This is a genomic window from Bacillus sp. N3378-2at, assembly GCF_033412715.1.
Taxonomy (GTDB): domain Bacteria; phylum Bacillota; class Bacilli; order Bacillales; family Bacillaceae; genus Bacillus; species Bacillus subtilis.
Window position 1 is genome coordinate 2,546,060 of the sequence record NZ_CP117986.1, and the last position, 26,266, is coordinate 2,572,325.

At 41.8% G+C, this 26,266-nt stretch carries 22 protein-coding genes, 5 tRNA genes and 4 pseudogenes; 7 read left to right on the top strand and 24 right to left on the bottom strand.

What is annotated here, in order from left to right; all coding sequences use genetic code 11:
- Window positions 1-77 precede the first annotated feature (77 nt).
- Both PUN35_RS13650 and PUN35_RS13655 read right to left on the bottom strand, forming a co-directional pair.
- Window positions 78-1,466 carry an amino acid permease gene (locus tag PUN35_RS13650; RefSeq protein ID WP_014478666.1) on the bottom strand — a complete coding sequence of 463 codons (1,389 nt, stop codon included), beginning with the start codon at window positions 1,464-1,466 and terminating at the stop codon, window positions 78-80.
- Between the two features lie 317 nt (window positions 1,467-1,783).
- The gene (locus PUN35_RS13655; protein WP_014478665.1) at window positions 1,784-2,968 is read right to left on the bottom strand and encodes a DUF4885 domain-containing protein; all 1,185 of its coding nucleotides are present in this window, start codon (window positions 2,966-2,968) and stop codon (window positions 1,784-1,786) included.
- A 131-nt stretch (window positions 2,969-3,099) separates the two neighbouring features.
- Between PUN35_RS13655 and PUN35_RS13660 the strand changes: the two genes are divergently transcribed.
- A complete protein-coding gene (locus tag PUN35_RS13660; protein ID WP_014478664.1) occupies window positions 3,100-3,957 on the top strand; it encodes a hypothetical protein in 858 nt (285 codons plus the stop codon).
- 85 nt (window positions 3,958-4,042) lie between these two features.
- Window positions 4,043-4,813, top strand: coding sequence for a serine/threonine protein kinase (locus PUN35_RS13665; RefSeq protein WP_014478663.1), 771 nt, complete (start codon window positions 4,043-4,045; stop codon window positions 4,811-4,813).
- On the opposite strand, the pseudogene PUN35_RS13670 reads toward PUN35_RS13665, so the two are convergent.
- From PUN35_RS13670 to adaA, 10 genes and pseudogenes are all read right to left on the bottom strand, one after another.
- Window positions 4,798-5,060: pseudogene (locus PUN35_RS13670) on the bottom strand (hypothetical protein). The gene PUN35_RS13665 and the pseudogene PUN35_RS13670 sit on opposite strands and share 16 nt — an antisense overlap.
- 58 nt (window positions 5,061-5,118) lie before the next feature.
- Window positions 5,119-6,105: a two-component system sensor histidine kinase YbdK gene (ybdK, locus tag PUN35_RS13675; protein ID WP_014478661.1), complete on the bottom strand. Its 987-nt coding sequence runs from the start codon at window positions 6,103-6,105 to the stop codon at window positions 5,119-5,121.
- Window positions 6,102-6,410: pseudogene (gene ybdJ, locus PUN35_RS13680) on the bottom strand (two-component system response regulator YbdJ); the annotation flags it as partial. The pseudogene ybdJ and the gene ybdK, both read right to left, overlap by 4 nt.
- A gap of 106 nt (window positions 6,411-6,516) precedes the next feature.
- A complete protein-coding gene (locus PUN35_RS13685; RefSeq protein WP_003246482.1) occupies window positions 6,517-6,891 on the bottom strand; it encodes a Na-translocating system protein MpsC family protein in 375 nt (124 codons plus the stop codon).
- Window positions 6,892-6,948: 57 nt separating this feature from the next.
- Window positions 6,949-7,239, bottom strand: a complete 291-nt coding sequence (locus tag PUN35_RS13690) for a DUF6407 family protein (RefSeq protein WP_014475635.1) — start codon at window positions 7,237-7,239, stop codon at window positions 6,949-6,951.
- Between the two features lie 63 nt (window positions 7,240-7,302).
- The gene (locus PUN35_RS13695) at window positions 7,303-7,830 is read right to left on the bottom strand and encodes a carbonic anhydrase (RefSeq protein ID WP_014478659.1); all 528 of its coding nucleotides are present in this window, start codon (window positions 7,828-7,830) and stop codon (window positions 7,303-7,305) included.
- Between the two features lie 76 nt (window positions 7,831-7,906).
- Window positions 7,907-10,522 carry a DUF2309 domain-containing protein gene (locus tag PUN35_RS13700; RefSeq protein ID WP_014478658.1) on the bottom strand — a complete coding sequence of 872 codons (2,616 nt, stop codon included), beginning with the start codon at window positions 10,520-10,522 and terminating at the stop codon, window positions 7,907-7,909.
- A gap of 14 nt (window positions 10,523-10,536) precedes the next feature.
- Window positions 10,537-12,054, bottom strand: a complete 1,518-nt coding sequence (locus PUN35_RS13705; protein WP_014478657.1) for an NADH dehydrogenase subunit 5 — start codon at window positions 12,052-12,054, stop codon at window positions 10,537-10,539.
- Between the two features lie 518 nt (window positions 12,055-12,572).
- Window positions 12,573-13,112 carry a methylated-DNA--[protein]-cysteine S-methyltransferase gene (gene adaB, locus PUN35_RS13710; RefSeq protein ID WP_014478656.1) on the bottom strand — a complete coding sequence of 180 codons (540 nt, stop codon included), beginning with the start codon at window positions 13,110-13,112 and terminating at the stop codon, window positions 12,573-12,575.
- Complete coding sequence (adaA, locus tag PUN35_RS13715; RefSeq protein ID WP_014478655.1) at window positions 13,099-13,734, bottom strand: bifunctional transcriptional activator/DNA repair enzyme AdaA; 636 nt, start codon at window positions 13,732-13,734, stop codon at window positions 13,099-13,101. Before adaA ends, adaB begins: the two co-directional genes overlap by 14 nt.
- Window positions 13,735-14,006: 272 nt before the next feature.
- On the opposite strand from adaA, the pseudogene alkA reads away from it, so the two are divergent.
- A pseudogene (gene alkA / locus PUN35_RS13720) lies at window positions 14,007-14,918 on the top strand (DNA-3-methyladenine glycosidase II).
- A 259-nt stretch (window positions 14,919-15,177) separates the two neighbouring features.
- Here the strand turns inward: alkA and PUN35_RS13725 are convergent.
- The 12 genes from PUN35_RS13725 to PUN35_RS13780 all read right to left on the bottom strand — a co-directional run bounded on the left by PUN35_RS13725 (window position 15,178) and on the right by PUN35_RS13780 (window position 23,241).
- Window positions 15,178-15,318, bottom strand: coding sequence for a hypothetical protein (locus PUN35_RS13725; RefSeq protein ID WP_121517040.1), 141 nt, complete (start codon window positions 15,316-15,318; stop codon window positions 15,178-15,180).
- 46 nt (window positions 15,319-15,364) lie between these two features.
- On the bottom strand, window positions 15,365-17,167 hold the full coding sequence (gene glmS, locus PUN35_RS13730) for a glutamine--fructose-6-phosphate transaminase (isomerizing) (RefSeq protein WP_014478652.1): 1,803 nt from the start codon (window positions 17,165-17,167) through the stop codon (window positions 15,365-15,367).
- Window positions 17,168-17,599: 432 nt separating this feature from the next.
- Window positions 17,600-18,946 carry a phosphoglucosamine mutase gene (glmM, locus tag PUN35_RS13735; RefSeq protein WP_014478651.1) on the bottom strand — a complete coding sequence of 449 codons (1,347 nt, stop codon included), beginning with the start codon at window positions 18,944-18,946 and terminating at the stop codon, window positions 17,600-17,602.
- An 18-nt stretch (window positions 18,947-18,964) separates the two neighbouring features.
- Window positions 18,965-20,419 carry a CdaA regulatory protein CdaR gene (cdaR, locus tag PUN35_RS13740; protein WP_014478650.1) on the bottom strand — a complete coding sequence of 485 codons (1,455 nt, stop codon included), beginning with the start codon at window positions 20,417-20,419 and terminating at the stop codon, window positions 18,965-18,967.
- The gene (cdaA, locus tag PUN35_RS13745; protein ID WP_003223651.1) at window positions 20,412-21,233 is read right to left on the bottom strand and encodes a diadenylate cyclase CdaA; all 822 of its coding nucleotides are present in this window, start codon (window positions 21,231-21,233) and stop codon (window positions 20,412-20,414) included. The genes cdaR and cdaA overlap by 8 nt, the downstream gene beginning before the upstream one ends.
- Window positions 21,234-21,393: 160 nt before the next feature.
- Window positions 21,394-22,020: an anti-sigma-W factor RsiW gene (gene rsiW, locus PUN35_RS13750; protein WP_003234951.1), complete on the bottom strand. Its 627-nt coding sequence runs from the start codon at window positions 22,018-22,020 to the stop codon at window positions 21,394-21,396.
- Between the two features lie 13 nt (window positions 22,021-22,033).
- Window positions 22,034-22,597 carry an RNA polymerase sigma factor SigW gene (sigW, locus tag PUN35_RS13755; RefSeq protein ID WP_014478649.1) on the bottom strand — a complete coding sequence of 188 codons (564 nt, stop codon included), beginning with the start codon at window positions 22,595-22,597 and terminating at the stop codon, window positions 22,034-22,036.
- A 230-nt stretch (window positions 22,598-22,827) separates the two neighbouring features.
- Window positions 22,828-22,899 (bottom strand) — tRNA-Gln (locus PUN35_RS13760).
- 4 nt (window positions 22,900-22,903) lie between these two features.
- Window positions 22,904-22,988, bottom strand: a tRNA-Tyr gene (locus PUN35_RS13765).
- Between the two features lie 22 nt (window positions 22,989-23,010).
- Window positions 23,011-23,083: transfer RNA gene (locus tag PUN35_RS13770), tRNA-Thr, on the bottom strand.
- Window positions 23,084-23,087: 4 nt separating this feature from the next.
- Window positions 23,088-23,163 (bottom strand) — tRNA-Val (locus PUN35_RS13775).
- Between the two features lie 3 nt (window positions 23,164-23,166).
- Window positions 23,167-23,241, bottom strand: a tRNA-Glu gene (locus PUN35_RS13780).
- Between the two features lie 178 nt (window positions 23,242-23,419).
- On the opposite strand from PUN35_RS13780, the gene PUN35_RS13785 reads away from it, so the two are divergent.
- The 4 genes and pseudogenes from PUN35_RS13785 (at window position 23,420) to PUN35_RS13800 (ending at window position 26,260) form a co-directional block, all read left to right on the top strand.
- A complete protein-coding gene (locus tag PUN35_RS13785) occupies window positions 23,420-23,875 on the top strand; it encodes a 2-thiouracil desulfurase family protein (RefSeq protein WP_003234960.1) in 456 nt (151 codons plus the stop codon).
- 12 nt (window positions 23,876-23,887) lie between these two features.
- Window positions 23,888-24,370, top strand: coding sequence for a GNAT family N-acetyltransferase (locus tag PUN35_RS13790; protein WP_014475628.1), 483 nt, complete (start codon window positions 23,888-23,890; stop codon window positions 24,368-24,370).
- 109 nt (window positions 24,371-24,479) lie between these two features.
- Complete coding sequence (murQ, locus tag PUN35_RS13795) at window positions 24,480-25,394, top strand: N-acetylmuramic acid 6-phosphate etherase (RefSeq protein ID WP_014478648.1); 915 nt, start codon at window positions 24,480-24,482, stop codon at window positions 25,392-25,394.
- Between the two features lie 16 nt (window positions 25,395-25,410).
- A pseudogene (locus tag PUN35_RS13800) lies at window positions 25,411-26,260 on the top strand (MurR/RpiR family transcriptional regulator).
- Window positions 26,261-26,266: the final 6 nt, after the last annotated feature.

A 26,266-nucleotide genomic window follows, 5' to 3' on the forward strand; every position in this document is an offset into this window, starting at 1 on the left:
TATAGCTTGCTAAAATAGGGAAAATCCATACGCGAAAAATAAAAAAAGAGACATCCGTGAATGTCTCTTTTTTATCGTTATTCAGCTGCTTGTTCGCTTTTTGTCAAATTGGCCTGCGTGCGTTTGCCAATCCCAAACACATAATAACTAATGACCACAAGCGCTAAGAAAATCACGCCTACAATCAGGGAGATACGAGTATCATCGTTAAACCACATGCCAACCAGAACCATCAGCAAGAAAGCAATCGTGAAATAGTTTGTAAAAGGAGCAAACGGCATTTTGAATGGATGTTTATCTAATGCAGCACCCTTCGCTTTTCTGAATCCGATATGACTGATCAAAATGATAAACCAGGGAATCATCCCTGGGAGCACGCTTGCGCTGTATACATAGACAAAGATCTTCGGCGGCGCGATATAGTTCAGTACAACGCCGACAGCCAAACCGATCAGCACCGCAATTGTGCCATACAGCGGCACACCATTGCGTGAAATCTTCTTAAAGAATTTCGGTGCTTGTCCATTGACACCCAGTGTATACAGCATGCGGCCCGCGCTGAAAATACCGCTATTACAGCCGGACATTGCCGCAGTAATTACGACAAAGTTAATAATGCCGGCCGCTGCCGTAATTCCGATTTTCGAGAACGTAGACACAAACGGACTTCCGAGTGAGTTGAGCTCATCCCAAGGATACACCGTCACGATCACAAAAATAGCGCCAATGTAGAAAATCAAAATACGCCAGATAATACTTTGAATCGCATTTCTTAGCGTGTTTTGCGGGTCCTTCGCTTCACCCGCTGTAATCCCGATCAGCTCAACTCCTTGATAGGCTGCAATGACAAGAGACAGTGCAAAGAAGAAACCTGAGAAACCTCCTGCAAAGAAGCCCCCGTGTGACCACAGGTTCGACAAACCGATCGCATCTCCGCCATTGCCAAAACCGAAGAAAATAATTCCGATTCCCGCAATAATCATCAAGATAATCGTCACGATTTTAATCATCGCAAACCAAAACTCAAATTCGCCAAACGACTTAACAGAAATTAAATTCGCCGCACCAAGAATCACCATTGCCACGATACCAGGTATCCAAGCAGGCAAATCCGGGAACCAATACTTCATATAAGAACCGACAGCGATAATTTCTGACATGCCGACGATAATCCACTGGAACCAGTTGCTCCATGCTGTTATATAACCTGCCATCGGATGAATATATTGATGGCCGAACGTCGCAAAAGAACCTGTGCTCGGCTCGACATACAGCATTTCACCCATCGCACGCATAATAAAAAAGATAAAAATTCCGCATATTGCATAAGCCAGAAGGACAGATGGGCCAGTCCATGAAATCGTGCTGGCAGAACCCATAAACAAGCCAACACCGATTGTACCGCCCAAGGCGATCATCTGAATATGGCGCGCGCCCAGGCCCCTCTTTAATTCTTTATTTGCCACTCCTCTTCCTCCTCCTAACAAAATACTCATAAATGAGAAAACAGCAGACCTGCTTGCCTTCACATGAATCAGTGATAACAATCAGAAAATTCAAACTTAAAATTGTTATATAATCTCCTAAATTACTTATTTCATCATAATAAATTTCTCTGGAAAATACAATTGTTTTTTTCAGGCAAACACCTTTGTTCAGAGTTTTGAATCGTTCACTTCTTTTAAAATCTTTTATATAAAAATAATAAAATTATTTGAATATTGGGATTAATTCACCCCTTAGATTCTCATAAAAAATAAGCTGTCCTACATGAACAGCTTACCTAATAATTCACACCCGTTTGACGCTTTAATGCTTCAAGCCACCCGGTATCTCCGGTCCCATAGCTCTTGCTTTGTCCCACATCTCTCAGAGATCCATTGCTGTAATCAATTGAAAGGATGAAATCCGGAATGGCATTATACCCGGCTTCCGCGATTTTACTGAGCTCTGAACGATAGTAAGATATAGCATAAGAAGCCGTTTGTTTCTGCACTGGATCTTTTTCAAGCTCTTCCTTATATACATCCATTAAGTCACGTCCCTCAGGCGTGACGTACCGCCCATCAATCACTTCTAAATCCTTCAAATGGTAGCCTGTAACTTCATACATCTCACGAGCAGCCTGATACTTTTGATAGGCCTCTTCGGAAAATTGTGCTGAATCACTGCTTTGGCTTTTCATGATGTGCAAAAATAGTTCTTTGCTGTTGTCTCCAGATTGCAGCACTTGCTCAATTTGCTTGATCAGATCCTGATCGTCTGACCCGCTTACCCGCACCTGATAGTCAATCGGTGTGATTGTAAACGTCAGCTCTGTCCCCTCTGGAATATGAATATGGTTTCGATTCAACAGTACTTGCAGCTGCTGGTTAACCTGTCCCCGCTGATACACCTTTTCATTCTCAGCTTCCACTTCCCCATGAAATGTGACATTCCGAAACACAGCATCCTGAAGGTTATAGTTTTGCGCCTTCCCTTTGAATAACCATTCTGTTTCATTATCGTAAGCGGCCTGTCTTTCTGCAGCTGACAGATCACTTCTGAAATAAGGAGACTTTGAATTTTGGTACTTATCCTTAATATAGCCTAATGGATCAGACTTTGTTTTATTAATCGCATTCATCCTGCTGTATTTTTCATCTAGTATTTTGATTCTGATATCACTCTCAGATTCATAGTGGTTTTGGGATTGAATCACTGTTTCTTCCCCTGTGTCTGTCACTGTTCGATCATTCGCTGATTGATACACTTTGCTGAACGCCCCGCTGTTTCCCGACACGCTGGTTTTAGAATAATTGAACTGATTGATTCCCCCAGTTGAAGATTGTGACTTAAGCCTGCTGTATGCCTTTTCCAGAACTGCCGCTGGATTTTCAGTCGCATTCTCCCGTTTGGCAGGCGCATTCTTGCTCAATATGTTCTGTGCCATCAGCTGAGTGCGGATAAATTGCCGATTCAGACGCATTGAATTCCCTCCCGAGTATTCTCTCTTATTCTTTTTTATCGGCAAAGATAATGTATATATTAACCTCAAAAAACATTTATTTACACCTAAATCGTTATTATGTATGATGGAAATAAAAGGAGGTTGTTTGCATGGTGAAAAAATGGCTTATTCCATTCGCTGTTATGCTGTCTGTCTTATTCACCTTTACGTATTCGGCATCAGCTGCCGGAGTCACTGCTATCACAGGAAACAATTCATTTGATACCGCAATGCCGATCGGTTATTGGAAATATAAAAATATCGATACAACAATACTGGAAGCTGGTCAAGATGAAGCCTATTTCACTTTTACAGCTAATAAGGGAGAAAAAGTATACGTGAGGAGTACATACCAGAGCGCGTATACAGGGATGAAAATTGAAATTTATGATAAGAATAGAATACCTGTTTCTCAAGGGACAGAAGTCATTAACCCTAATACGTTTTCTTCTTTTATTTATGCAAATGCAGACGCCCAAAACACGACGGATACCTTTTATGTGAAAGTGTCACGAGGCACCTATACCGGAAACATGTATTTTACACTTTCAATTGAAGACCGAATCAAATCAGGCAGCGGAACATTCCAATTCAGCGGCGCTGCTGAAAATAAAGGAAATACAAGCCTTAGCCCCTCAGGTTCTGATTCCAGCGTGATCAAGGTTGATTTAACAAACCAATCCGGGATACCGCGTGATGCCATTGTAACCAGAGTTCAGACAACCGCCACTCAAACACCAAGCCAGGGAAATACACGCCACCTGATCATGACGAGCGAAAACAACGAATGGCGCCGTGCTCTTGTAAACAGCTCGACTTCAGGGTCTTATGATATCTCTTTGTCAGATCAACTCAGTGTGGCAAAGGTATGGAGTTTTAAATATAATACATTAGCGACAGCCAGATCGACGATGAGCAACGTAAAAGCAAAAATAGATTATGAATACGACGTGACAAAGCAGTTTTAACTTATACCGAGCCGGTGATCCGGCTCTTTTTTATTCTCTGTCTAGAAGGTAAACTATAGTCAGTACAACCAAGGGAAGTGCAGACATGGCATTAAAACTTCTAAAAAAACTGCTATTTGACCGCCCTCTAAAGAACGGCGTTATCTTAAATCATCAATACAAAATCGAAGAGTGCCTCGGTATGGGAGGCTACGGTTTGGTTTATTTGTGCACCGATATCCTAACTCAAACACCTTATGTCTTAAAACAGCTTCGGCCGACAAAAGCGAAAAAGGAAAAAGAGAAAGTCCGATTCCAACAGGAAATAAAACTGCTCAATAGCATTCACCACCCGCAAATTCCGGGCTTCATAGATGAGTTCATCATAGACGGACAGGCTTATTATGTCATGCAGTTCATTGAGGGAGAGAATATAGAAGAATTATTATTTTTTCGAAAACAGCCGTTCACAGAGCTTATGGCATTACAACTGATTTCGCAGCTGCTTGAGATTATAGAATACCTGCATGATCGCCTTATCTTCCACAGCGACATCAGGACGCCTAATATCATCATCAATGACGGCAGGCTCTGCCTCCTCGATTTCGGCCTTGCCAAACAATTGACTCCTGAAGAAATGGAGGAAATAAAGGTACGAAAACAGGATGACTTCTTCGATCTCGGAGAAACGCTGTTATTCCTGCTGTACTCTCAATATAAAGGAAAAAAGAAGAAAAACGGCACTTGGCTGGAGGAATTAACACTGACAAAGGAAGTAACCCTGCTGCTGAAAAGATTATTGGGCATCGAGGAAGAGTATCAGCACACCGCTTCCATTCGCGAGGATCTAAACCGGGCCATTCAATCGGTCACATAAAAAAACCCTTGTCCCAAAAGCGGAACAAGAACTTTTTTGGATTAACTGCTGCTGTAGCTCCGGCGTTTGTAACGATGACTGCCGCCATAACGGTCGTAGTATCTTCTTTTGCCCGGGCTGCTGCTGTAGCTGCGATAATGTCTGCGCCGGCTGCTGCTGTAATGCCGGTGTCTGCGATATCGGTCACTAGAACTGCTTGAGAGGTACTTAATCGTTTTGATGATTTTTTTAAACATATGATGTTCACCCCATTTCTTTCTCCCTATTATATAAATTTTATAGGAGAAAGAAAAACATCAGCGGGGTCACTCTTTTGAAAACAAGAACCCCGTTCCGTTATCATTTGTATGCAGCTCATAAGTAATCGCAAGCAGCCTGCATGTATCCTCAATAATCTTTAACCCAAGTCCCTCACTGCTCTCATTCCGATCAAATCCAATACCGTCATCACGAATAAAAACATCGCCATGTTCAATCGTGACTTCCATCTTTTTAGCTTTTGAATGCCTTAACGTATTTTGAAAAATATTATCAAACAGCCTTTCCATCCATAACGCGTTGCTCATCCATATCACATCTTGATCTGCCGGCTTATAGTGCAGCTCAATCCCACTCATACTGTATAAATAATCCCACTTTTTCACCGCTGTTTCTAATAGCTCGTTTAGACGCACTTCTTCATTTACAATATAAGAGCTTTCCAGCGTCTCAGCGGAATATAGATTGAATTCATTGGTTAATTCCGAGATATATTCGATTTGCTGATACAATGATTCGAATACAGCCTGACCATGACATTGGTCTTCCAAATAAAATAAATGCAACCTGAGAGCCGTTAAAGGTGTATTAATGTCATGCCGCAGTTTTTGCAAAAGCTCCTTTTTGATTTCCTCTTGCTGTCTCAGCTCCAGTTCACGATATGTCGTCCGTTCAATTAACAAATTGACCGACTTGATCAGTTCCCCGATTTCATCAGCACGCTTCACTTCAATTTTATCGGGCACCCTTTGATCACTCGCCAAATGCCGAATGGTTTGATTTAATAGATTGATTTTATGCAACAGAGAATGAATCGACTTTGAAAATAAAAAAGCTAACAATAAGAGCGATATCAAAAATACAACAATCATTGCCGGGTACGCAAACGACCTGTGAAAGGGCGTACCATGATTCATCGGTTTAAACATGCTGTCATAAATCACCGACATCAAAACACTGACCGCCAGCAATAGCATCGGAACACTAATGACTGCCGTAAACAATAACAACTGATATTTTGTCTTGAGCTTCATTTCTTCACAACGGTATTCAGCCGATACCCTTCTCCATATATATTTTCAATCATCTCACCCGCTTGATCATTGATTTTAGCTCTGATTTTTTTAATATGCACATTGACAATATTCGGGTTTCTATCTTCGAGCTGCCATAGATATTCAAAGAAATGTTCCTTTGTCAGGATACTGTCTCTATTTTCATATAAATAAAAGAAAATTTTCCGCTCAATCGCAGTAAACAATACCTCATCATGCAGGCTTTCATTGAACACTTTTTTCGTTACTGCATCAATATACAAATGTTTGATTTGCGTATATGAATAAAAGTTATCAATGATGCCATAAGTGTAAAACAAAAGAATCGGCAGTTCATTATGTTCAATTCATAACAAATTCCATACCGTCAAAACATTTATTTTCTTTAGATTATAAGATCTTTTCCAAATTTTTCTCTAGATCATTACATAATTTAAATACCATCACTCGTTCACCTGTCCGGGAGCTTAAATCAGTATGAAAACTTTTCACTTTTTCTCCGGTTATTTTTAAGATAATATCCTTAAGGCCTTCTATACCTGATTCGACTAACTCCGAACGAGTTTGTTTGATAGATAACATACCCTCTTTTGATCCACAAACTACATATTCGGCCGGTGTTAAAATCCCTTTTAAATTGACGATGATCATGTCCCGCAGTATATCAGTCTTAACAGATACAGACCCCCGCCCAAGATAATCCTTCTCCCATTGAGTAATGGACTTACTGATCTCTGATTCAATAGAACCCTTCGACTTTTTCATATCTAATACATCTCCTGAGCAAAAAAATTGGCATATTCTATTTGTGATTTCGTCTCATTAATATTCTCTTACAACATATCCTTCATATACACCTTCAATATCCAAATCAGTTTTACCGTTTCTTGTGACCACTATCATTTTGGATAACATATTTTCTTCCATCATAGAGTGGACATGCAAAAATCGAACATTTCCTGAATGGGTTTCCTCAACTTCTTCATAAGACTTTAGATGATAAAAATCAATTGCTTTTCTAATTAGTTTTTTCATACATTCCATATTTTCACGATCAAACGAGTTCATTTCCTCTATTGTTTTCGTGACAAAATCAGTTAAATTAGCGCTCATACAATCTCCTTAGAACTGCTTTCTCCATATATAGGTGCGTTTAGAAGTTGGACCTGTATTTCATCATGACAAGCAATGATCAGGTAAGGCTTGACCTGTTTTAACATCAGGAACCTCCACGATTGAGGGTTTTCCATCCTTATGATGAACGAATAAACCTCTAACTTTAACATATGACGGCACTAGGGGATGATGTCGAATCATATCAACACTTTTTTCAATGGTGTCACTGCTATTTTCATTTAGCCATTCATCGACCGTACCACCTAAAAATTCAGGCTTGCAATTTTGAAAGAGATAATCCAATGTTTGTATTTTATCTTTCATTGTTTCAAGTTGAGTTAGTCCATTACCTGCGGAAGTCTTCTTGTCTTTTGTTCCTACTACAAAAATCTCCTCAACATCTTCCTGGTAAATCGCAAAAATAACAGACCTCATGATTTCTCCATAAGGATGTGAAATACTGGCACCATAGCTTTGTATAGTCAACATATTCTCTGCAGAAGTGTTAGTTGCTTCTTGTAAAATAGGCTCCAAACCGTTTTCAATATCCGTCAAAAACAATACTTTTTTATTTTGGATTACATTCATACAGCACACCTCTTCCCTATGTTTATCATTTTTATTTTGAATAACAAATCCATTTGATAAATGCTTACATTCATCATTACCAGCTTTCCCAACATCCTTCTGGATCAATATTAGCCAGTCGGACCCATCCATTTTGAACTTTTTGCAGAAATGCTGAGTCATGATTTAATAACCGTTCTACATATTCTCTAGGTGCTTGGATGAGTATCAATAAACGAAGAGGAGAATGATAGGCCTCGTGATCTGATTCCATGACGGATTGCCAAGGCAGTCCGGCTAACAAGTCGCTTGCATTCCCCTGCATAACGCCGAGACCTGAAGTAACGGTTTGAGTTGCTTTATTTCCGCTGCCATAATAATGAGGTGCTACCGTTGATGCGTAATATTGTAAATTAATCCATTGGGCTACAGTTCCAGGTCCTGCAATAATATTTGCTAGGAGTTCACCGCTTTCATCCTGCTTCCAATCATAATTATGGAGAAAGGCTCTGCCTTCCAAATCACAATCCTGAGTTAGTTCACGTTTACCGATAATAAAAGCGGCATTACGAGCCAGTCCCCATTCCGGACGTATCTCACTCCAATCTTCCGCAAATCGGTTTGCCTCAGCCTTCGGATTTTTTAGCTTCGATTGGAAATTCGGTAATTGGGCTAGACGTTCTGCGTTTACATGATGTCTCACTTTCGGCATCACGGCTTCAATTTGTTCAAATGCTTCTTGTGCAGCTTCGGAAAGCTCTGGTACATAAAGCCAATGTAATTCATCCACCGTTGTATTATGTTCAGCTGCCGCAAAAACCGTATCCTCAGGGATTTTAATTCCTTCAGTTAAAAGAGCTTCTCGTACCTCTGATAGATTACATAAAGCAGCTAAAACTCTTGCATTGAATCCACCGGCCGCTCCACCGCAGGCGCCACAGTCAAGTGCTGCGGAATAAGGATTATTGGTACTTTGACTGCCGTGCCCGCATATCACAACCAATGGTGCGATATTCTCTGTTAACCCCATCATTTTTAATGCTTGGCGAGCATAGTTCACTTTTTCTTCATCAGTAAAACCCACAGGTATTTCCGCCTCTGTAGCATCATGATGAAGCGAGAGTTTTGTATCAGGTTTGCGCAACCAAGCCTCACGGAGATTACGAATGAAACGCCCCGCCTTTCTTGGCACAAAGCTACGGGCTGCCATTTGCAGAGTAAGCCAAGGTCCACTTAGCTCAGGCAGTAGTAAGCTCGAAAGCGCATTCTGCTTCATCGTTTTAAAGGTATGGCTTAAAGAATGAATTGCTTGCTTCCGTTGATTGTATTTTTTGAATACATCCTCATCTGCGAACTCTTTTATTTTATTTTGCGGTTTTTGTATGATCGGTAAGGAAGCATGACTGTGTTTACTGCCAAGTTCACAAGTTGCAATCGGCACCCCGAAGAAACCAGCAATACCAATCGTTTCAAACGGGCCTTCTTTTTCTAGTTGACGACGAAAAGGTTCTGATCGTACATCGATGCAGAATGCTATTTGAGCTAATGCAGATTTTTTACCGCCGGTTTCACGTTGTTTCGAGATGATCTTCTGGCTTAATCGATCAGTGTACGTTTGCTCCCAAGCTTCTAACCAAAGTTTCTTGCGAAGTTTCTCATCAAAGCTGTAGGCAAATGATAAATATTCGTTTTGTTCAATGGCCGTCATCTGTGACCATTCTTCTAATGTAAGCCCACCCCAATGAATCCAAGCTGCTATAAGGGGAGCAATTGAAATTTTTTTCTTAGATCGTTCATTAGTCAAAGGTAAGTATGGCTTTATAAGAGCCCACTCCATGGATATTCGAACCGCTAAATATTCTGTTAGGAGTGCATGTTCGTGGCTCGATTGCTGGGAGCGCCAAAGCATCATCCCTGCCCATCCAGGTAATGAAAGTAAATGACCTTCAAGATAAGTCTGGATTTCTGACTCTGGGATTTCTAGTGCGAATAAGGCTTCCTGTAAAGCCAAATGTGCCTCTTTCGGCCAATCCTTTACCCTTTCTCGCTGCTTTTTGCTAAGTGCTGGATCATATTGAATGAGATGCTGCCAAGCACGATAGAAACCTTCCTCACGATTAGGCATTGTCCAGCCTGCTTGAGAGTCATCAAGATATAATTTACTCCACTTAATGACATGATGATCTAGTATATTGACTAGCCTTTCACCATCTTGATTCTCTATATACGAACTTAGTGGCTGCATAAACACATTCTCGATATGATCCAATCCACTACATTCACCTACTAATTTCTCCAGCTCATGTGATGATAAAAGGTCGGAAGGCAGGGGATCTAACTTTAATGCAGCATGACAAAATCGCTCTGCCACGTCCCGTGGGATGTGATAAGAATGTGAATCAAGCCAACGCTGCAGCCCCATTTCCACAAAATCTTCATCAATCTCACCTTTATTCTTTGCTGAACGGATCATAGACGCACTAGGGTATATATCAACATCGCGAGTGTTTTTCAACCAACTTGCAACCTGATCAAAAGGTTGGTTTTCAAGTCCCATCCACGGATTACGTGCAGCAAATGTAGAAATAGGCCAAAGTGGCGCAATCACTCGGCTGGCAGATGTAATGAAAACGTTAAGATCCCTTTCTTGAACATCAATATCTGTATCTATCTTTTTTACATTATCTTTCGTTAATACGGATGTAATGCCCATCTCAGATTAGCTCCTTATGAAATATATTGTTTAAGGTAGTCTGGGTGACTCTCTACTGACTTTGGTTTTGCTTCACCTAATCGAACTAACCAAAGATAGAGCACCGCGAAAAAAACGGAAGAACGATAACGAGCAACCCATGTACCTAAAGCACTGCCAAATAATAAGAGACATACGACAATCATGACAGCTGACATTGGAGGTTGAACACTTTGAAAAATGGTTGTATGCAGCCACTTATAGAAAAGGTTATGAATGATAAAATATACGAGGGCTGCTCCTCCTAAAACAGTTAAGCCGGCAATTCGGCCAATTCGACCCTCTCCAAAAGCGACAAGCTGATTCCAAGAAACGGACAATGACCACCCTAAGATCAGCGCACTAATGAATTGATATACCTCTCCAGGAGCAGCGAGCCAAAAAGCAACGCCTATTACTAAGGATAAAATCCGACCAGCCATGACCCATAAATAGGATGTTCTTTCATTAGTGCGAGCCAATACTTCATGACGCCCTACTGCTGAACCAGCTTGTAGAAACAACGTAGCTTTGAATAAACCATGTAAAATAAGATGAATAATGGCTGCTATATAGGCGCCTAATGCACACTGAATGAGCATAAACCCCATTTGTCCAATCGTGGAGCCTACTAACTGACGTTTATAATCAACCTGGACTAAACTAATTCCAGTTCCAATCAATACAGAAATGCTAGCAAGCAGAAGTAAGATAATCGAAGCGATACCACCATGAAATAGAGGTGAAAATCGAGTTAGTATTATTCCTCCCGCATTTACTAAACCTGCATGCATAATTGCAGAAACAGGGGTTGGAGCAACAATAGACTCAACCAACCATCTTTGGAACGGCCATTGAGCTGCAGGAATAATCACTGCTAATACAATCAATAGCTGAATCCCTGTTCTCCCCCATTCTCCCAGCCCAGCTAAACTTTCATTTGTTACAACCAATGATAACTGCCATTGACCTGTGGCATGAAAAAGCCACGTCATCGCAAAAAACAAAGAAAACCAACTTAACAAAAATAACCGTCCAGAAATTTTGGCTGCTTCACTAGCCACTTGCCAAGCACTGTTTAACCTAATAAGTAAGGTTAATCCAACAAGAGTCGCTCCCCAAAATAGAACCATCAAGCGGAGATCACCACTTAACCATGTCATTGAAGCAGCTCCTGTTGTGAAAGTAAAAAGCGTAAAATATTTTCGATAAGATCGATCCCCCATTAAGTAACGTACAGAAAAACGCTGAATGATGAATCCAATTGCAAGAACAAAGAAAGTCATTAAACAAGCTAAGGAATCTAAGTGCCAAGGGCCAACATTTCCACTCACACCACTATTGGCAAGAATCAGTAAGGAAACCAAAAGTGGTAAAGCCAAGATCCCAATATGAATGCGAACAAAACTCAAGGGTACTCGCGGATGTAAAAACAATAGTCCACTAATCCCAGAAGCCATAAGCATAATAAAAAATAATGTTAATAATGATGACAAACTCAGCGAAACTAACATTCTAAATTCTCCCTTTTTTAAAACTCATTATTGGTCAAAAGACCTTTCAATCAGATCATATTTGTCTATTATTTATTTCAATTTTTATTTATCTCTATTTTTTTCCAACAAAAAAGCCGACAACTTCAAAATTTCAATGATTATGTTAGATCATTGAATCCTGAAAATTGTCGGCTTCACTTCAACTAACTTCAGCGAAGTTTTTTGAAGAGCTACCTTATTATTGGTCTTTACTTTATGCTATGTTTAATTTCCTTTAATATAGTCCTGATTATCAAATAAATCGACTTATGTTTCTCTTCCTTTTTAGTTAGGATGCTTTTTCATCCTATCAATATTTAAAATGAAATATGAAAAGAATGCTAAAGGCCTACATATTTTAAAAGGAAAAATAAACATCGGCATCGATTATTAAGTTACGTATAAGATATGCTAAATTTTAAAAGTTGTCAAGTTTATCAGTAAACTGGTCTTTATTTTCCTCTAAAAGAATCCAACCCATTATAGATGATTCACTTTCAATGAGGAACATCCATTTCAGATGAAGCTCGCTTTTCCAGATCGAGGAGCAGTGTCTTCATTTCAAATCCGCCCCGATAGCCAGTTAATGAGCCATTCTTTCCTATTACACGATGGCACGGTACAGTAATTAATACCGGATTAGCCCCAATAGCCGCACCTACAGCACGAACAGCTGCTGGTTTATTTATATCATTTGCAATGTCGGAATAGGATTTCGTCTGTCCATAAGGAATTTCACAAAGTGCATTCCAGACGGCTAGCTGAAATTGCGTACCGGCGTACTCAACTGGAACAGTAAAGTTTTTCCGCTTTCCTTCTAGATATTGAGTGATTTCAACAGCATAGGGTTCAAGCTTATCATCATCTTCAACAAGAAGACTTCCTGGAAAGCGTTTCTTAGCCCATTCGAACAATTCCTCGATTGGTTTGTTCTGTGAACCTACAAACACAAGCCCCTTTAAAGTTGAAGCAATATAAAAATTCCAATCCTTGAACATTAGTAAAGACCAATAAAGGGTTGGTTTATTTGTTTCCATTGTACGTTTCCTCCATTTTACTCATTTGACGAAATTGTGCTGGTGTCTGTCCAGTTTTCTTTTTAAATAAAGTAATAAAATAAGGCGCGTTAGCTATACCCACACATATAGCGATATCTCCAATCGATTTATTTGTCTGAATCAAATACTTTTTAGCCGCGTGTACTCTAACTTGTTGTATATACTCAACCAGGGTAATGCCTTTAATCTTTTTAAATGTTCGATGCATATGATACGGACTCCCATGACAAATATCTGCTAACGATTCTAGCGTTAATTTTTCTGTGAAATTTTTATCAATGTATTCAGTAATTAGATCAACCCACTCGCTATCAGGCATTTTTTCATTAGTAGGCTTGCAACGTTTACAAGGGCGAAAATTTGCGCGGAGAGCTTGTTCTGCGTTTGGAAAAATACATACATTTTCTTTTTTCGGAACGCGAGATTTACAGGATGGTTTACAGAATATCCCTGTCGATTTTACAGCGTAGAAAAATTGATTATTGTACGCTGCATCATTATTTATAATGGCTTGCCACTTTTCATCTGTTATCATTTCTGCATCATTCGAAATTCTATGCTCATGGCTCTCTTTATGTCCGTTATTGATACTATCCGGCATTTATCTCACCTCTCCTTACAATGCTCATCTAATTCAGTTTGAATTGAATCCCAATTTAAATTTTCGACACGCGTTTTTTATATCTTGGGCCATTTTTATCTACTCCCGTTTAGCATTCTTGATAACTACACTATAACCTCATAAATAGAAAAAAATAAGGTGGTTAGAATGTAATAGCAAGATAACAAAATGAGTAAAGATGATTATGTGATAAACTAATTTCAACCAGCGTGAGTTTTCTTATAATTATTTAAGATAAGGAGAATGAAAAAGTGGCATGGCATGAAGTCAATGATGTTATTGTCATTACATTACCTGAAATTTTCGACATGAATGCGAACCTAGGCTACCTAACCAGGGAAAAAAATGAATGCATGTATGAAATAGAGAACAATATCATTACAAAAGTTATAGCCATTGGGGAAATTCGGTCCTTAGTGCAGGTAAGCGTAATCAATAATAAACAAATGATTGTTCAATTCCTAAACGATTCTAGACCTGTTGAGCAGTGGAAACGGGAAGAGATTGTAAAATATATTCATGAATGGTTTGATCTTGATAACGATTTAACTCCATTTTATGAAATGGCAAAAGCAGATCCATTACTTAAAATGCCTGCCCGAAAATTTTATGGGTTGCGAGTGATCGGCATTCCCGATTTATTTGAAGCTTTATGTTGGGGAGTTTTAGGGCAACAAATTAACTTAGCCTTCGCGTACTCCTTAAAGAAGCAATTTGTAGAAGCATTTGGCGATTCTATTGAATGGAATGGTAAAAAGTATTGGGTGTTCCCACCGTACGAGTGAATTGCACGGTTAACCCCTACCGACCTGGCAGATATTAAAATGACGGTGAAAAAAAGTGAATATATCATTGGAATAGCCAGATTAATGGCAAGTGGAGAATTATCGAGGGAAAAATTAATGAAAATGAACTTTAAAGATGCTGAAAAAAACTTAATTAAAATACGAGGAATCGGTCCTTGGACAGCCAATTATGTTCTAATGCGCTGCCTTAGGTTCCCGACAGCTTTTCCAATCGATGATGTGGGTCTAATTCGTTCGATAAAAATATTACGTAATATGAATCGAACGCCTACGAAAGATGAAATCTTAGAAATATCGGTTCCATGGAAAACATGGGAGTCATACGCTACCTTTTATTTATGGCGTGTCCTTTATTGAATCATTTCAACTTAAACCGGAATGTACTCAATAAAAAAAGAATGAGCTTTAAAACCTAATCCCACAAGTACATTGTAAGTGCGACTTCTAGAATTCTTTGCCTTTATTAATTGACATTTAAAAAAAACACGTTATCATTCCAATAGGCTCTCCGGTTTTCGGATTTCTAGCATGCTTTATTCCAACTGCTATCAAAAGCGTATCATAATGAGGAATTGCTCTCTGTATTAACATCAGAAAACTCAGTTAGGCAAAAATCTTAATGCCTTTTAACCTCGTTGACCGACCTAATGAGGAAACATCTTAAATCTATAGCCATGGCCGATCGATAGTCGGGTCCTGTACCATCAACTTCTTTAATCCATTTTTCCACTGTAGACGTTCTTTCTCTTTTGGACATAAAAACACCCCTTTAGATAATCTTATCCAAAGGGGTTAAACATTTATTACTCCACAGTAACACTCTTCGCAAGGTTACGAGGTTTATCCACATCACAGCCGCGATGCAGTGCAGCATAGTAAGCGATCAGCTGCAATGGAACAACAGATACCAACGGAGCAAGCGCTGGGTTTACTTCCGGCAGTACGAATCTGTCATCCGCATCGTCTAGGCCTTTCAGTGAGATGATGCATGTGTTTGCTCCGCGAGCGGCAACTTCTTTGACGTTTCCGCGGATGCTTAGGTTTACGTGCTCTTGAGTTGCCAGTGCGAATACTGGTGTTCCTTGTTCGATCAAGGCAATCGTTCCGTGCTTTAGCTCACCGCCGGCAAAACCTTCTGCCTGGATGTAAGAAATCTCTTTCAGCTTCAGTGCGCCTTCGACACATACGAAGTAGTCAAGGCCACGTCCGATGAAGAAAGCGTTTCTGGATACAGTCAGGTATTCACGGGCGATCATTTCCATTTCGTCTTTCTGGTCGCATAGAGCTTCCATTGCGTTTGCAGCGATAGCGAGTTCTTTGACGAGGTCAAATCCGATATCGATGCCGTTTTTGTCAGCAGCCACAGAAGCAAGAACCGCAAGAACTGCAATTTGTGCAGTGTATGCTTTTGTTGACGCAACAGCGATCTCAGGGCCTGCATGAAGCAGCAATGTATAGTCAGCTTCACGAGAAAGCGTTGATCCAGGTACGTTTGTGATTGTCAGGGCTTTGTGTCCGAGCGCTTTGACTTGAACGAGAACCGCGCGGCTGTCTGCTGTTTCTCCGCTTTGAGAAAGGAAAATGAAGAGCGGTTTCTTAGACAGAAGCGGCATGTTGTAGGAGAATTCACTCGCTACATGCACTTCAACCGGCACGTTTGCCCACATTTCAATATATTGTTTACCGACAAGTCCTGCATGGTAGCTTGTTCCGCAGCCAATGATATAGATGCGGTCCGCTTCCGCTACAGCGGCAGCGATATCACCAGGCACAGACAGCTTGCCGTTTTCATCTTGATACGTTTGGATGATTTTGCGCATAACAACAGGCTGCTCATCCGTTTCTTTCAACATGTAGTGAGGGTACGTGCCTTTTTCGATATCACTGGCATCAAGCTCAGCAATATAAGACGCACGTGTAATCACGTCACCATCAAGGTTTTTGATGACAACTTGGTCATCAGTGACGATAACCATTTCTTTATCCATCAGCTCAACATATTCGTTGGTTACTTGAAGCATCGCCATTGCATCAGATGCTACGACGTTGAATGTATCTCCAAGACCTACTAATAGAGGGCTTTTGTTTTTCGCTACAAAAATCGTTTCTCTGTTGTCGTTATCGAATAAAGCAATTGCATAAGAGCCTTTTAACAGTGTAAGTGTTTTACGGAACGCTTCTTCTGTCTCAAGTCCTCCATTGACGAATTGCTCGATTACTTGAACGACTACTTCTGTATCGGTGTCACTTTTAAGCTCTACATCTTGCAAATACTCTTGCTTCAGCTGAACATAGTTCTCGATCACGCCGTTATGAACAAGTGTAAAGCGGCCCAGTGCGCTTTGATGCGGGTGAGCGTTCAGATAGCTTGGTTCGCCGTGTGTAGCCCAGCGAGTATGCCCAATTCCGGCTTTCGCCTCTACATTGGCATCCACAACTTCACGAAGATCTGCAATGCGTCCTTTTTCTTTGAACACATGGATTCCCTGTTCGTTGGCAACAGCAATACCAGCAGAGTCATAACCGCGATACTCAAGCTTCTCTAACCCTTTTAATAAAATTTCCTTCGCATCAAGCTGACCGATATAACCTACGATTCCACACATATTTTTCTTCCTCCTAAGATTGTAAAAGGAGACGAAGAAAGTCAAATTTCAAGGGGACTTTCAATCGTCCCCTCCTACATGTTTTTGGAAGATCATGTGATTTCTCTTTGTTCAAGGAGTCACCCCCTTGGTTTGAAGAAATCCTTACGGCTGTGATCTGCACACTCAGCCGGGAGGCATCCGCCGAAAATTCGATAACCTCCATCCTCGTCAACTAAGCCTTTTTCCGGGCGCTTAGTTCGGGCGCTATAATTATAGGTAAAGCAATAATCCCGTCTTCTTTTCCTATTGAGAAAATAAGAACAAGACAAGCTTGATTTTACAACATGTGGCATAAACGGTCAATTGTTTTTTAAACAACTTTGCCGTATGTCTCACAATTATCTTATGTAATCCTCGCTTGTCTTGTTCACTCTCTGATAATAGACTTCGTTACTCTAATCCCATTTCTGACCGGACGACTTCAACAATGCGATTGACATACTCATCGCACAGCTCTTTCGTCTTCGCTTCAGCCATGACACGGACGAGCGGTTCAGTTCCTGAAGGGCGCACCAAAATCCGGCCGTCGCCGTTCATTTCTTTTTCAACTTCAGAAATAACTGCTTTTACTTTTTCATTTTCTTCAACTTTATATTTATCAGTCACTCTCACATTGACTAACAGCTGCGGGAACTTCTGCATTTCAGCTGCAAGCTCTGACAGCGGCTTGCCTGTTGCTTTCAAAGTGTTCATCAGCATAATAGCAGACAATAAACCGTCCCCTGTCGTGTTGTAATCAAGGAAAATAAGATGTCCTGACTGCTCTCCGCCGACGTTGTAGCCGTCTTTTTTCATTGCTTCTACTACGTAGCGGTCGCCGACAGCTGTCTGTACGCTTTTGATGCCTTCTTTTTCGAGCGCCTTATAGAAGCCGAGGTTGCTCATCACGGTTGAAACCAAAGTATCATCCTTTAAACGGCCCTCTGATTTCAGATGTTTTGAGCATATGTACATGATTTGGTCGCCGTCTACAATATTTCCTTTTTCATCGACAGCAATCAGGCGGTCGCCGTCACCGTCGAACGCAAGACCGAGATCCGCGTTTTTCTCTTTGACAAACGCGCTGAGCGCTTCGGGATGAGTCGAACCAACGCCGTCATTAATGTTTAATCCGTTCGGGGAAGTCCCCATTGTAGAAACATCTGCATCTAAATCAGCAAACAGGTGTGTCGCCAAGGATGATGTTGCGCCATGGGCACAGTCCAATGCCACATGAATGCCTGTGAAATCTTCATCAGCTGTCTGTTTTAAGAATTGCAGATATTTTTGTCCGCCTTCAAAATAATCGTTTACAAGTCCAAGGTCTGCTCCGACAGGTCTTGGCAGCTTATCTTCAGGTTCGTCCATCAGGCGCTCAATTTCAGCCTCTTGTTCATCAGAAAGCTTAAATCCATCTCCCCCAAAGAATTTGATGCCGTTATCCTGCACTGGGTTATGAGAAGCGGAAATCATGACGCCCGCCTCTGCGTCCATCGCTTTTGTCAAATAAGATACACCTGGTGTAGAAATGACACCCAGGCGCATGACTTCTGCGCCAATGGATAAAAGTCCGGCGACAAGGGCTCCCTCCAGCATATGGCCGGAGATGCGTGTATCGCGGCCTATCAGCACTTTTGGACGTTGTTTGTCTTTTGTCAGCACATAACCGCCGAAACGTCCGACTTTAAAGGCCAGCTCAGGTGTAAGCTCACTATTGGCGACACCTCTTACACCGTCTGTTCCAAAATACTTGCCCATTTTATAATCGCTCCTTTTTTATTCCGATGAGGATTGTGAATTCGCAGTGGATTCATCCTCATCCTGATCTTGGTTTTGATCTTTATTTTCGTCTTGGTTTTGATCGTTGTTGTTTTTATCAGTGTTCTTTGTATCTTCTTGCTGATTGTTCTTTTGATCATTTGTTTGTTTATCTGTGTCATCCTGGTTCCCTGATGTATTGCTGCTGTTATCATTCGTTGATGTATTGCTTTTCTTAGACGTCAGCTTGATTTTGGCGTTTTTCCGCCCCAAGGACCAGGTTACATTCTGTGGCCCGTTCACTTCAAGCTTCACGCTATGCTCCCCGTCCTCTAAATCTGAAACATTCACATACAATTCAATATCTGATTTTTTCAGTTTTTTTATATTCGCGGGAGAGCCTTTAGCCGTTACGTCTATCGCTTGTGATTCAGGATCAAGATATTCAATGTTTTGTGAGCTGCTCAGCCCTACAGTCTTGATAGGGACATTCTCGAACTTCTGATCCGCTTCACTATCGACTTCTATATGCAAAGTCACCTTTGACGGTGAGATTTTTTTGACACCGTCAGGAAGCAGAATATCTGCCTCGATATCGGAATCCTTGTTAATTTTACTTAAATCTAGGCTGACGCCGTCAATAAATTCAAGAGAATCCAACACATCCTGTGAGCCGTAAACCGTTACTTCACTGGGGCTGGATTCAATATTCGCTATGCTGACACCGTCAGGAAGGCTTCCTGTCCGTTCAATTTTAAAGGGCACTTTTTTACTCGGACTTGTCACCGGAACGGTAATCTTGATGACCGAGGGCTCCACGTCGACAGGAAGCGCGTTTCCGTCTTTATCATAGACAGTCACTTTCGCTTCCTTTTCAATCGTTTCATCTGCGTTTTCCAAATTCACTGAAGCTTTTACAAGAGAAATATTATCGATGACATTTTTCGATCCGGTAATCTGCACATTTTTCGGACTGACAATCGGCTGCTCCGGAGAATAGCCTTTTTTCATCTTGCTTTTGTTGTAGTACTCCACTTCTACGGGAAAACTTTTGGTCGTCCGTTCCTGAATGGTCACTGTCGTAACAGACGGATTAATTGAGATTGTCATCCCATCCGACACGTTTTTGGCCTTAAGCTCAACCTTATGTGTGCCGGTTTTCAAATGTTCCATATCAGCATATATTTCAAAGTTTTTGGTCTGCCGAGCCTTTTTCACGGCGCTTGTCGAGCCTTTTATCGTGACATTAACCGTTTGCGGAACACCCGTTACGACGTAATTTTCATCATCATAATACGCTTTAACCGGAATATCAGTCAGAGTTGCTTCATCAGTTGTTGATGTCGGAAAGAAAGATTCACCCGGTTTTTTCGGAGTCGGTGCTTGGTTGCTGTTAACCGCCACATAAAGCAAGAGCGCGAAAAGCAGAGCAATGATTTTCACAGCCCAGCGGTAGTTTAAGAATTTATCCATTTTTCTTGCCCCTCCAATACCAGCGGTTAGAAGAAGTGTCTCTGGTGTTTTTCTTAAACTCGGCTTCAAGCATTTCTTTCAGCGCTTCTTCTGTAAGCTCTCTGTGAAGGTCGCCGTTCTTTGCCACACTGACGCCGCCGGTCTCTTCAGACACAATAATCGTCAAACTGTCTGTTACTTCACTGATACCGACTGCCGCTCTGTGTCGCGTGCCCAGTTCTTTAGAAATAAACGGGCTCTCAGAAAGCGGCAGATAACAGGCGGCCGCGGCAATTTCATTATTTTTCATAATTACCGCACCATCATGAAGCGGGGTGTTTGGAATAAAAATATTGATCAGCAGCTCAGAGCTGACTTTGGCATTTAGTGGTATGCCGGTCTCAATATAATCCCCCATTCCAGTATCCCGCTCAATGGTCAGCAGGGCGCCTATACGGCGTTTCGCCATATAATTGATCGCTTTTGTAATGGCCTCAATCGTTTTCTGCTGCGCTTCTTCAACAGGGGTGCCGCTCCTCGAAAAAAAGCGGCCGCGGCCTAGCTGTTCAAGCGCTCTTCTCAGCTCAGGCTGAAAAATAATAATAATTGCTAAAAATCCCCATGTTATCGCTTGGTCCATCAGCCATTGAAGTGTGCTGAGGCCCAAATATTGGCTGGCCATACGAACAAGCACGATGACTACAATTCCTTTTAACAGCTGAACCGCTTTCGTGCCGCGTATCACCATAATCAATTTATATATCACATACCAAACAAGGAGAATATCAACGGCATTGCCGAGGTACTGCAAAAAAGGGATATCCTCAAAAGCCATTTCCTCGTCCTCCAAGATTTCAGTCATTTCGTATTTTGTGTTTTACGTGTTACGCATATGTACTTTACATAGCGATCCCATTATACCACATTTCGATTTAGCAAGTGAAATGTGCCAGCCCTCTCAGCCTGCAAAAAAAGAGCAAAGCGGCTAACGCGCTTTACTCTTCTCCGTTCGGATTGAATGCATCGAGTACACTTTTCCCCGCAGACTTCATCTTGTACCATGTCCAGTCGAATAATTGATTGATTTCTTCAATCTGACCGGTGACTTGTCCAGCAGAGGCCATATACTTTTCGCCGTTTACGACGGTTACATCCCCGTCTATTTTGCCTTTAATAATCAGCTTGCCGTTTTTGACAGTGACATCACCTTTGACCGTCTCACCTTCTGGCACGGTCACAGTATGGTTATGAACCACAAGATTCGGCTGCTTGGACACGCTGAAATTGTGGTCATTATGCCAGCTGTTAAAAAAACCCCCGCCCATCAAAATGATGAATACCGCAGCAGCTGCGATAACGGGATGGGTTCTGAACCATCTTTTTACAGAAGCTCTTTTCTTCTCCTTAGGCAATTTTGCCATGACATTAGCGGTAAAATCCGCGGGGGCTTCGACATGCGATGTGCTCCGTACAAGCGCTATGGATTTCTCCATCTCGTAAAAATGCTTTCTGCATTTCTCGCATGTCTCCAGATGTTCATTTAATACGTGTTCATCTTTTGGAAGGATATCTCCATCAAGATGCATATGCATAAGCTGCACAATTTGTTCAGGACAGCTCATTTCATCACCCCACTTAAAGATCCCTTAATTGTTTTCTAAGAGCCTCTCTGCCTCTGTGAATCCGCGTTTTCACAGTCCCCACAGGAATGTTTAGAATCTCCCCGATTTCAATTAATGAGAGTTCGTCAATATACTTTAATACGATGACTGTTCTGTATTTGTCAGGAAGCTTTAAAATTTTCTGCTGTATCGTGTTTGAGAGCTCCAGCGACACAACTGCATCTTCAGGCAAAACACCATCTGCGGCGATTTGAGAATACATGGTCAAGCCTTCCGTACCAGCCACCTCTGCATCGAGGTAATAATCCGGCTTCTTTTTGCGAATGCGGTCAATGGTCAAATTGGTCGCGATTCGATAAAGCCAAGTTGAAAATTTCCGGTTAATATCAAAACTGTCGATATTAACGTACGCTCTGATGAAAGCTTCCTGTGCAATATCCTCCGCCTCATGCACATTGCCAAGCATACGGTAGCAAAGCTGATAAATTTTATCTTTGTAAATATCTACGATGTCCGCAAATGCATTCTGGTCGCCTTTTTTGACTTGTTTAATTCTTTTTTTAATCATCATTTCCATATTTATCTAACCTCTGCCTTCACCGGTCTGTATGTATACGAGCTTCGTTTCAAAAGGTTTCAATTTTTTTATAAAATAAGTTTATCAAATTTTTGGCAGGGTGTAGATGGTAATTCGTGAATAAACTACCTTAACATATTTTTAAAATTATTATACAGACTGAACAGTTAGAAGTTGGAATGATTTTTCCGAAAAGAAAAAAGACACCTTTTGATCAAAGGTGTCTGTGACTGGGCTAGCTGGATTCGAACCAACGCATGACGGAGTCAAAGTCCGTTGCCTTACCGCTTGGCTATAGCCCAATAATGGTGGAGGGGGGCAGATTCGAACTGCCGAACCCTGAGGGAGCGGATTTACAGTCCGCCGCGTTTAGCCACTTCGCTACCCCTCCACATAAAATTTTGAAAAAACAGTGCCGGCAAGAGGACTTGAACCCCCAACCTACTGATTACAAGTCAGTTGCTCTACCAATTGAGCTACACCGGCAAGATGGTGGAGGATGACGGGCTCGAACCGCCGACCCTCTGCTTGTAAGGCAGATGCTCTCCCAGCTGAGCTAATCCTCCAAATGGTGACCCGTACGGGATTCGAACCCGTGTTACCGCCGTGAAAGGGCGGTGTCTTAACCGCTTGACCAACGGGCCGTTGTGTTCTCGTCGAGCTGACAAAAGTTATTATATACAGGTCACCCCCTGTTTGTAAAGAGGAAAATTAAATTTTTTATTTTCAAACTTTTTAACTCCTTTTTTAACTGAAAAAGCCTCCCAACTAAAGCCATTTATTTTATGATAGAGACAAGCAAAGCAAGAGAGGAGAAACAATATGATTCTAGTCAGTTCCTGCCTTGGAGGCATTGAATGCAGATATAACGGCTCTCACGCAGCGTCGGAGAAAATCAGAAAACTCGTCGATGAAAAGAAAGCAGTTATGGCTTGCCCTGAACTTCTCGGCGGCTTCTCTACCCCACGCGAACCCGCAGAAATCATAGGAGGCACCGGCGAGGATGTCCTCAATGGAACAGCGAAAATCGTGACAGCTTCAGGAGAAGACGTCACAGAACTATATATGGAAGGCGCCGCGAAAACATTGGCTTACGCAAAAGAAATCAACGCTTCTGCCGTCATATTAAAAGAAAACAGTCCATCTTGCGGAAGCGGTTTTATCTATAACGGCACATTCTCTGGCAAAAAAATCACCGGCAGCGGAGTAACCGCCGCACTGTTAAAACAAGCGGGCTACCGCGTCATTTCGGAAAACGAGCTTAACGACATATTGTAAGGAGGTCACCCCATGACTCAAGACATTTCTTTATCCTTCTATAAGCCTGAACACTTGCCCGAGCTCCAATCATTCACGCTCACCAACGATGACAAACGCTTTACCTCCCTCCCGAAAGAGGTGCTGTCTCAGGCTCTGGGCATACAGGACCGATACCCGGTTGTCATCTTAAAAGACGACCTTCCAGTCGGTTTTTTCATTTTACATGCATCAAAAGAAACGCTTGCTTCCTATTCTAACAATCCATTTGCTTTACTGCTCAGCTCCCTGTCTTTAAACGCTGTGCATCACGGAAAAGGCTATGCGAAAAAAGCCATGCTTTTGCTTCCCGCTTTTGTGAGCGGATATTTTCCATGGTGTGACGAAATCATCTTGGCCGTCAATCATCTAAACATACGCGCAAAACACCTTTATATGAAAAGCGGGTTCCTTGATAAAGGACGGCGAAGAATCGGCCCGCTTGGAGAACAGTTGATCCTTCATCATTTCTTATAGTCTTGAGTGAAATAAAATTTCAAAAATTTAAAAACATAGTTGAAATATCATAACAGAAATGAATATACTGAATATTGAGATATATCATTTTAAAACAGGGGGCATCCTCATGTCAGAACCATTAAACCTTCACCGTCTCACAACGGAATCACGCAATAGCCAAACAGTTGAAATCCACAAAGCAAACACTCTCGGCATCCTCAAAATGATCAACAACGAAGATATGAAAGTCGCTGCAGCCGTTCAAGAGGTTCTCCCCGACATCAAAACAGCTGTAGACTGCGCTTATGAATCGTTTCAAAATGGAGGCCGGCTCATATATACAGGCGCCGGCACAAGTGGCAGACTCGGCGTCATGGATGCTGTTGAATGTCCTCCCACCTACAGCGTAAGCCCAGCTCAGGTCATCGGAATCATGGCTGGAGGCCCCGAAGCCTTTTTACAGGCAGCAGAGGGCATTGAAGACAGTGAAGAAGCAGGAGCTGAAGATTTAAGAAACATACAGCTCACTTCAAATGACACCGTCATTGCCATCGCAGCAAGCGGCCGCACACCCTACGCCGCAGGCGCCCTAAGATACGCCCGCAAAGTCGGAGCACACACCATCGCCCTTACTTGTAATGAAAATTCCGCCATCAGCAAGGATGCGGATCACAGCATTGAGGTTGTCGTCGGACCTGAGGCCATTACAGGATCAACACGTATGAAAGCCGCAACCGCTCATAAAATGATTCTAAACATGATATCTACCGCTGTAATGGTCAAAATCGGCAAGGTTTACGAAAACTTGATGGTAGACGTCAACGTCAGCAACAAAAAACTAAAAGAACGCGCCATCAGCATTATCCAAAGCCTTACAAACGCTTCATACGACACAGCCAGATACACTCTGGAACAAGCCGATCATCACGTCAAAACAGCAATCGTCATGCTCAAAACAAGCACAGATCAGAAACAAGCAAAGACATTACTCGATGAAGCAAACGGTTTCATTGACAAAGCAATCGAACATTACCATCCATGATAAGGAGAGAACTAGAATGGCCACAGGCGGTTTAGCGATCATCCAATCAATGAAGCATAAGCTCCCTCCATCCGAGCGCAAACTTGCAGATTATATCCTAGCCCATCCCCACAAAGCAATCGAAAGCACGGTCAACGAAATCAGCGCCTTAGCCAATTCAAGTGACGCTGCCGTCATCAGGCTCTGCAAATCACTCGGTTTAAAAGGATTTCAAGATTTAAAAATGAGAGTAGCGGGCGATCTGGCAAAGCCTACGTTTCAGGGCTACCGGGATATTGTTCCCCACGAGCCGCTGCCCTCCATTTCCGAAAAAACGGCCGGCAATGCCATTCAAGCCATTCAGGATACTTCAGACCTGATGGACTACAAAGAGCTTGAACGAGCGGTTTCTCTGCTTCTCAAAGCTCATACCGTGCATTTTATCGGCCTCGGGGCTTCCGGCATTGTCGCCAAGGACGCCCAGCAAAAGTGGCTTCGCATTCATAAACAAGCAACCGCGTTTACAGACACTCATCTTGTGGCATCTTTAATCGCAAATGCAGATAAAGACGACATCGTATTCGCCATTTCGTTTTCAGGAGAGACACAGGAAATCATTGAACTGTTTGCCATGGCCAAGGAAAAAGGCATCACAACGATCAGCCTCACACAATTCAGTCAGACATCCGTCTCCGCACTGGCTGATGTCCCTTTGTATACAGCCCATTCCAATGAAGCCTTGATTCGAAGTGCAGCCACTTCCTCCCGCCTCGCCCAGCTTTTTATAATTGATGTTTTGTTTTTAGGCATGGCGGCTGAGCAGTATGAAACGACAACCGGTTATATAGATAAAACGAGAGCAGCCATACAATATGAGAATAAAATAAGGCATC

Coding starts and splice junctions, on each gene's coding strand:
- glmM (WP_014478651.1), bottom strand. CDS start 18,946: ATGGGCAAGTATTTTGGAACAGACGGTGTAAGAGGTGTCGCCAATAGT.
- adaB (WP_014478656.1), bottom strand. CDS start 13,112: ATGGAAACAAATAAACCAACCCTTTATTGGTCTTTACTAATGTTCAAG.
- PUN35_RS13690 (WP_014475635.1), bottom strand. CDS start 7,239: ATGAGCGCTAATTTAACTGATTTTGTCACGAAAACAATAGAGGAAATG.
- glmS (WP_014478652.1), bottom strand. CDS start 17,167: ATGTGTGGAATCGTAGGTTATATCGGTCAGCTTGATGCGAAGGAAATT.
- PUN35_RS13790 (WP_014475628.1), top strand. CDS start 23,888: ATGACTCAAGACATTTCTTTATCCTTCTATAAGCCTGAACACTTGCCC.
- PUN35_RS13705 (WP_014478657.1), bottom strand. CDS start 12,054: ATGTTAGTTTCGCTGAGTTTGTCATCATTATTAACATTATTTTTTATT.
- sigW (WP_014478649.1), bottom strand. CDS start 22,597: ATGGAAATGATGATTAAAAAAAGAATTAAACAAGTCAAAAAAGGCGAC.
- PUN35_RS13725 (WP_121517040.1), bottom strand. CDS start 15,318: ATGTCCAAAAGAGAAAGAACGTCTACAGTGGAAAAATGGATTAAAGAA.
- PUN35_RS13695 (WP_014478659.1), bottom strand. CDS start 7,830: ATGAATGTAATCCAAAATAAAAAAGTATTGTTTTTGACGGATATTGAA.
- rsiW (WP_003234951.1), bottom strand. CDS start 22,020: ATGAGCTGTCCTGAACAAATTGTGCAGCTTATGCATATGCATCTTGAT.
- cdaA (WP_003223651.1), bottom strand. CDS start 21,233: ATGGCTTTTGAGGATATCCCTTTTTTGCAGTACCTCGGCAATGCCGTT.
- PUN35_RS13655 (WP_014478665.1), bottom strand. CDS start 2,968: ATGCGTCTGAATCGGCAATTTATCCGCACTCAGCTGATGGCACAGAAC.
- adaA (WP_014478655.1), bottom strand. CDS start 13,734: ATGCCGGATAGTATCAATAACGGACATAAAGAGAGCCATGAGCATAGA.
- murQ (WP_014478648.1), top strand. CDS start 24,480: ATGTCAGAACCATTAAACCTTCACCGTCTCACAACGGAATCACGCAAT.
- PUN35_RS13785 (WP_003234960.1), top strand. CDS start 23,420: ATGATTCTAGTCAGTTCCTGCCTTGGAGGCATTGAATGCAGATATAAC.
- PUN35_RS13700 (WP_014478658.1), bottom strand. CDS start 10,522: ATGGGCATTACATCCGTATTAACGAAAGATAATGTAAAAAAGATAGAT.
- PUN35_RS13685 (WP_003246482.1), bottom strand. CDS start 6,891: ATGAAAAAGTCGAAGGGTTCTATTGAATCAGAGATCAGTAAGTCCATT.
- cdaR (WP_014478650.1), bottom strand. CDS start 20,419: ATGGATAAATTCTTAAACTACCGCTGGGCTGTGAAAATCATTGCTCTG.
- ybdK (WP_014478661.1), bottom strand. CDS start 6,105: ATGAAGCTCAAGACAAAATATCAGTTGTTATTGTTTACGGCAGTCATT.
- PUN35_RS13665 (WP_014478663.1), top strand. CDS start 4,043: ATGGCATTAAAACTTCTAAAAAAACTGCTATTTGACCGCCCTCTAAAG.
- PUN35_RS13660 (WP_014478664.1), top strand. CDS start 3,100: ATGGTGAAAAAATGGCTTATTCCATTCGCTGTTATGCTGTCTGTCTTA.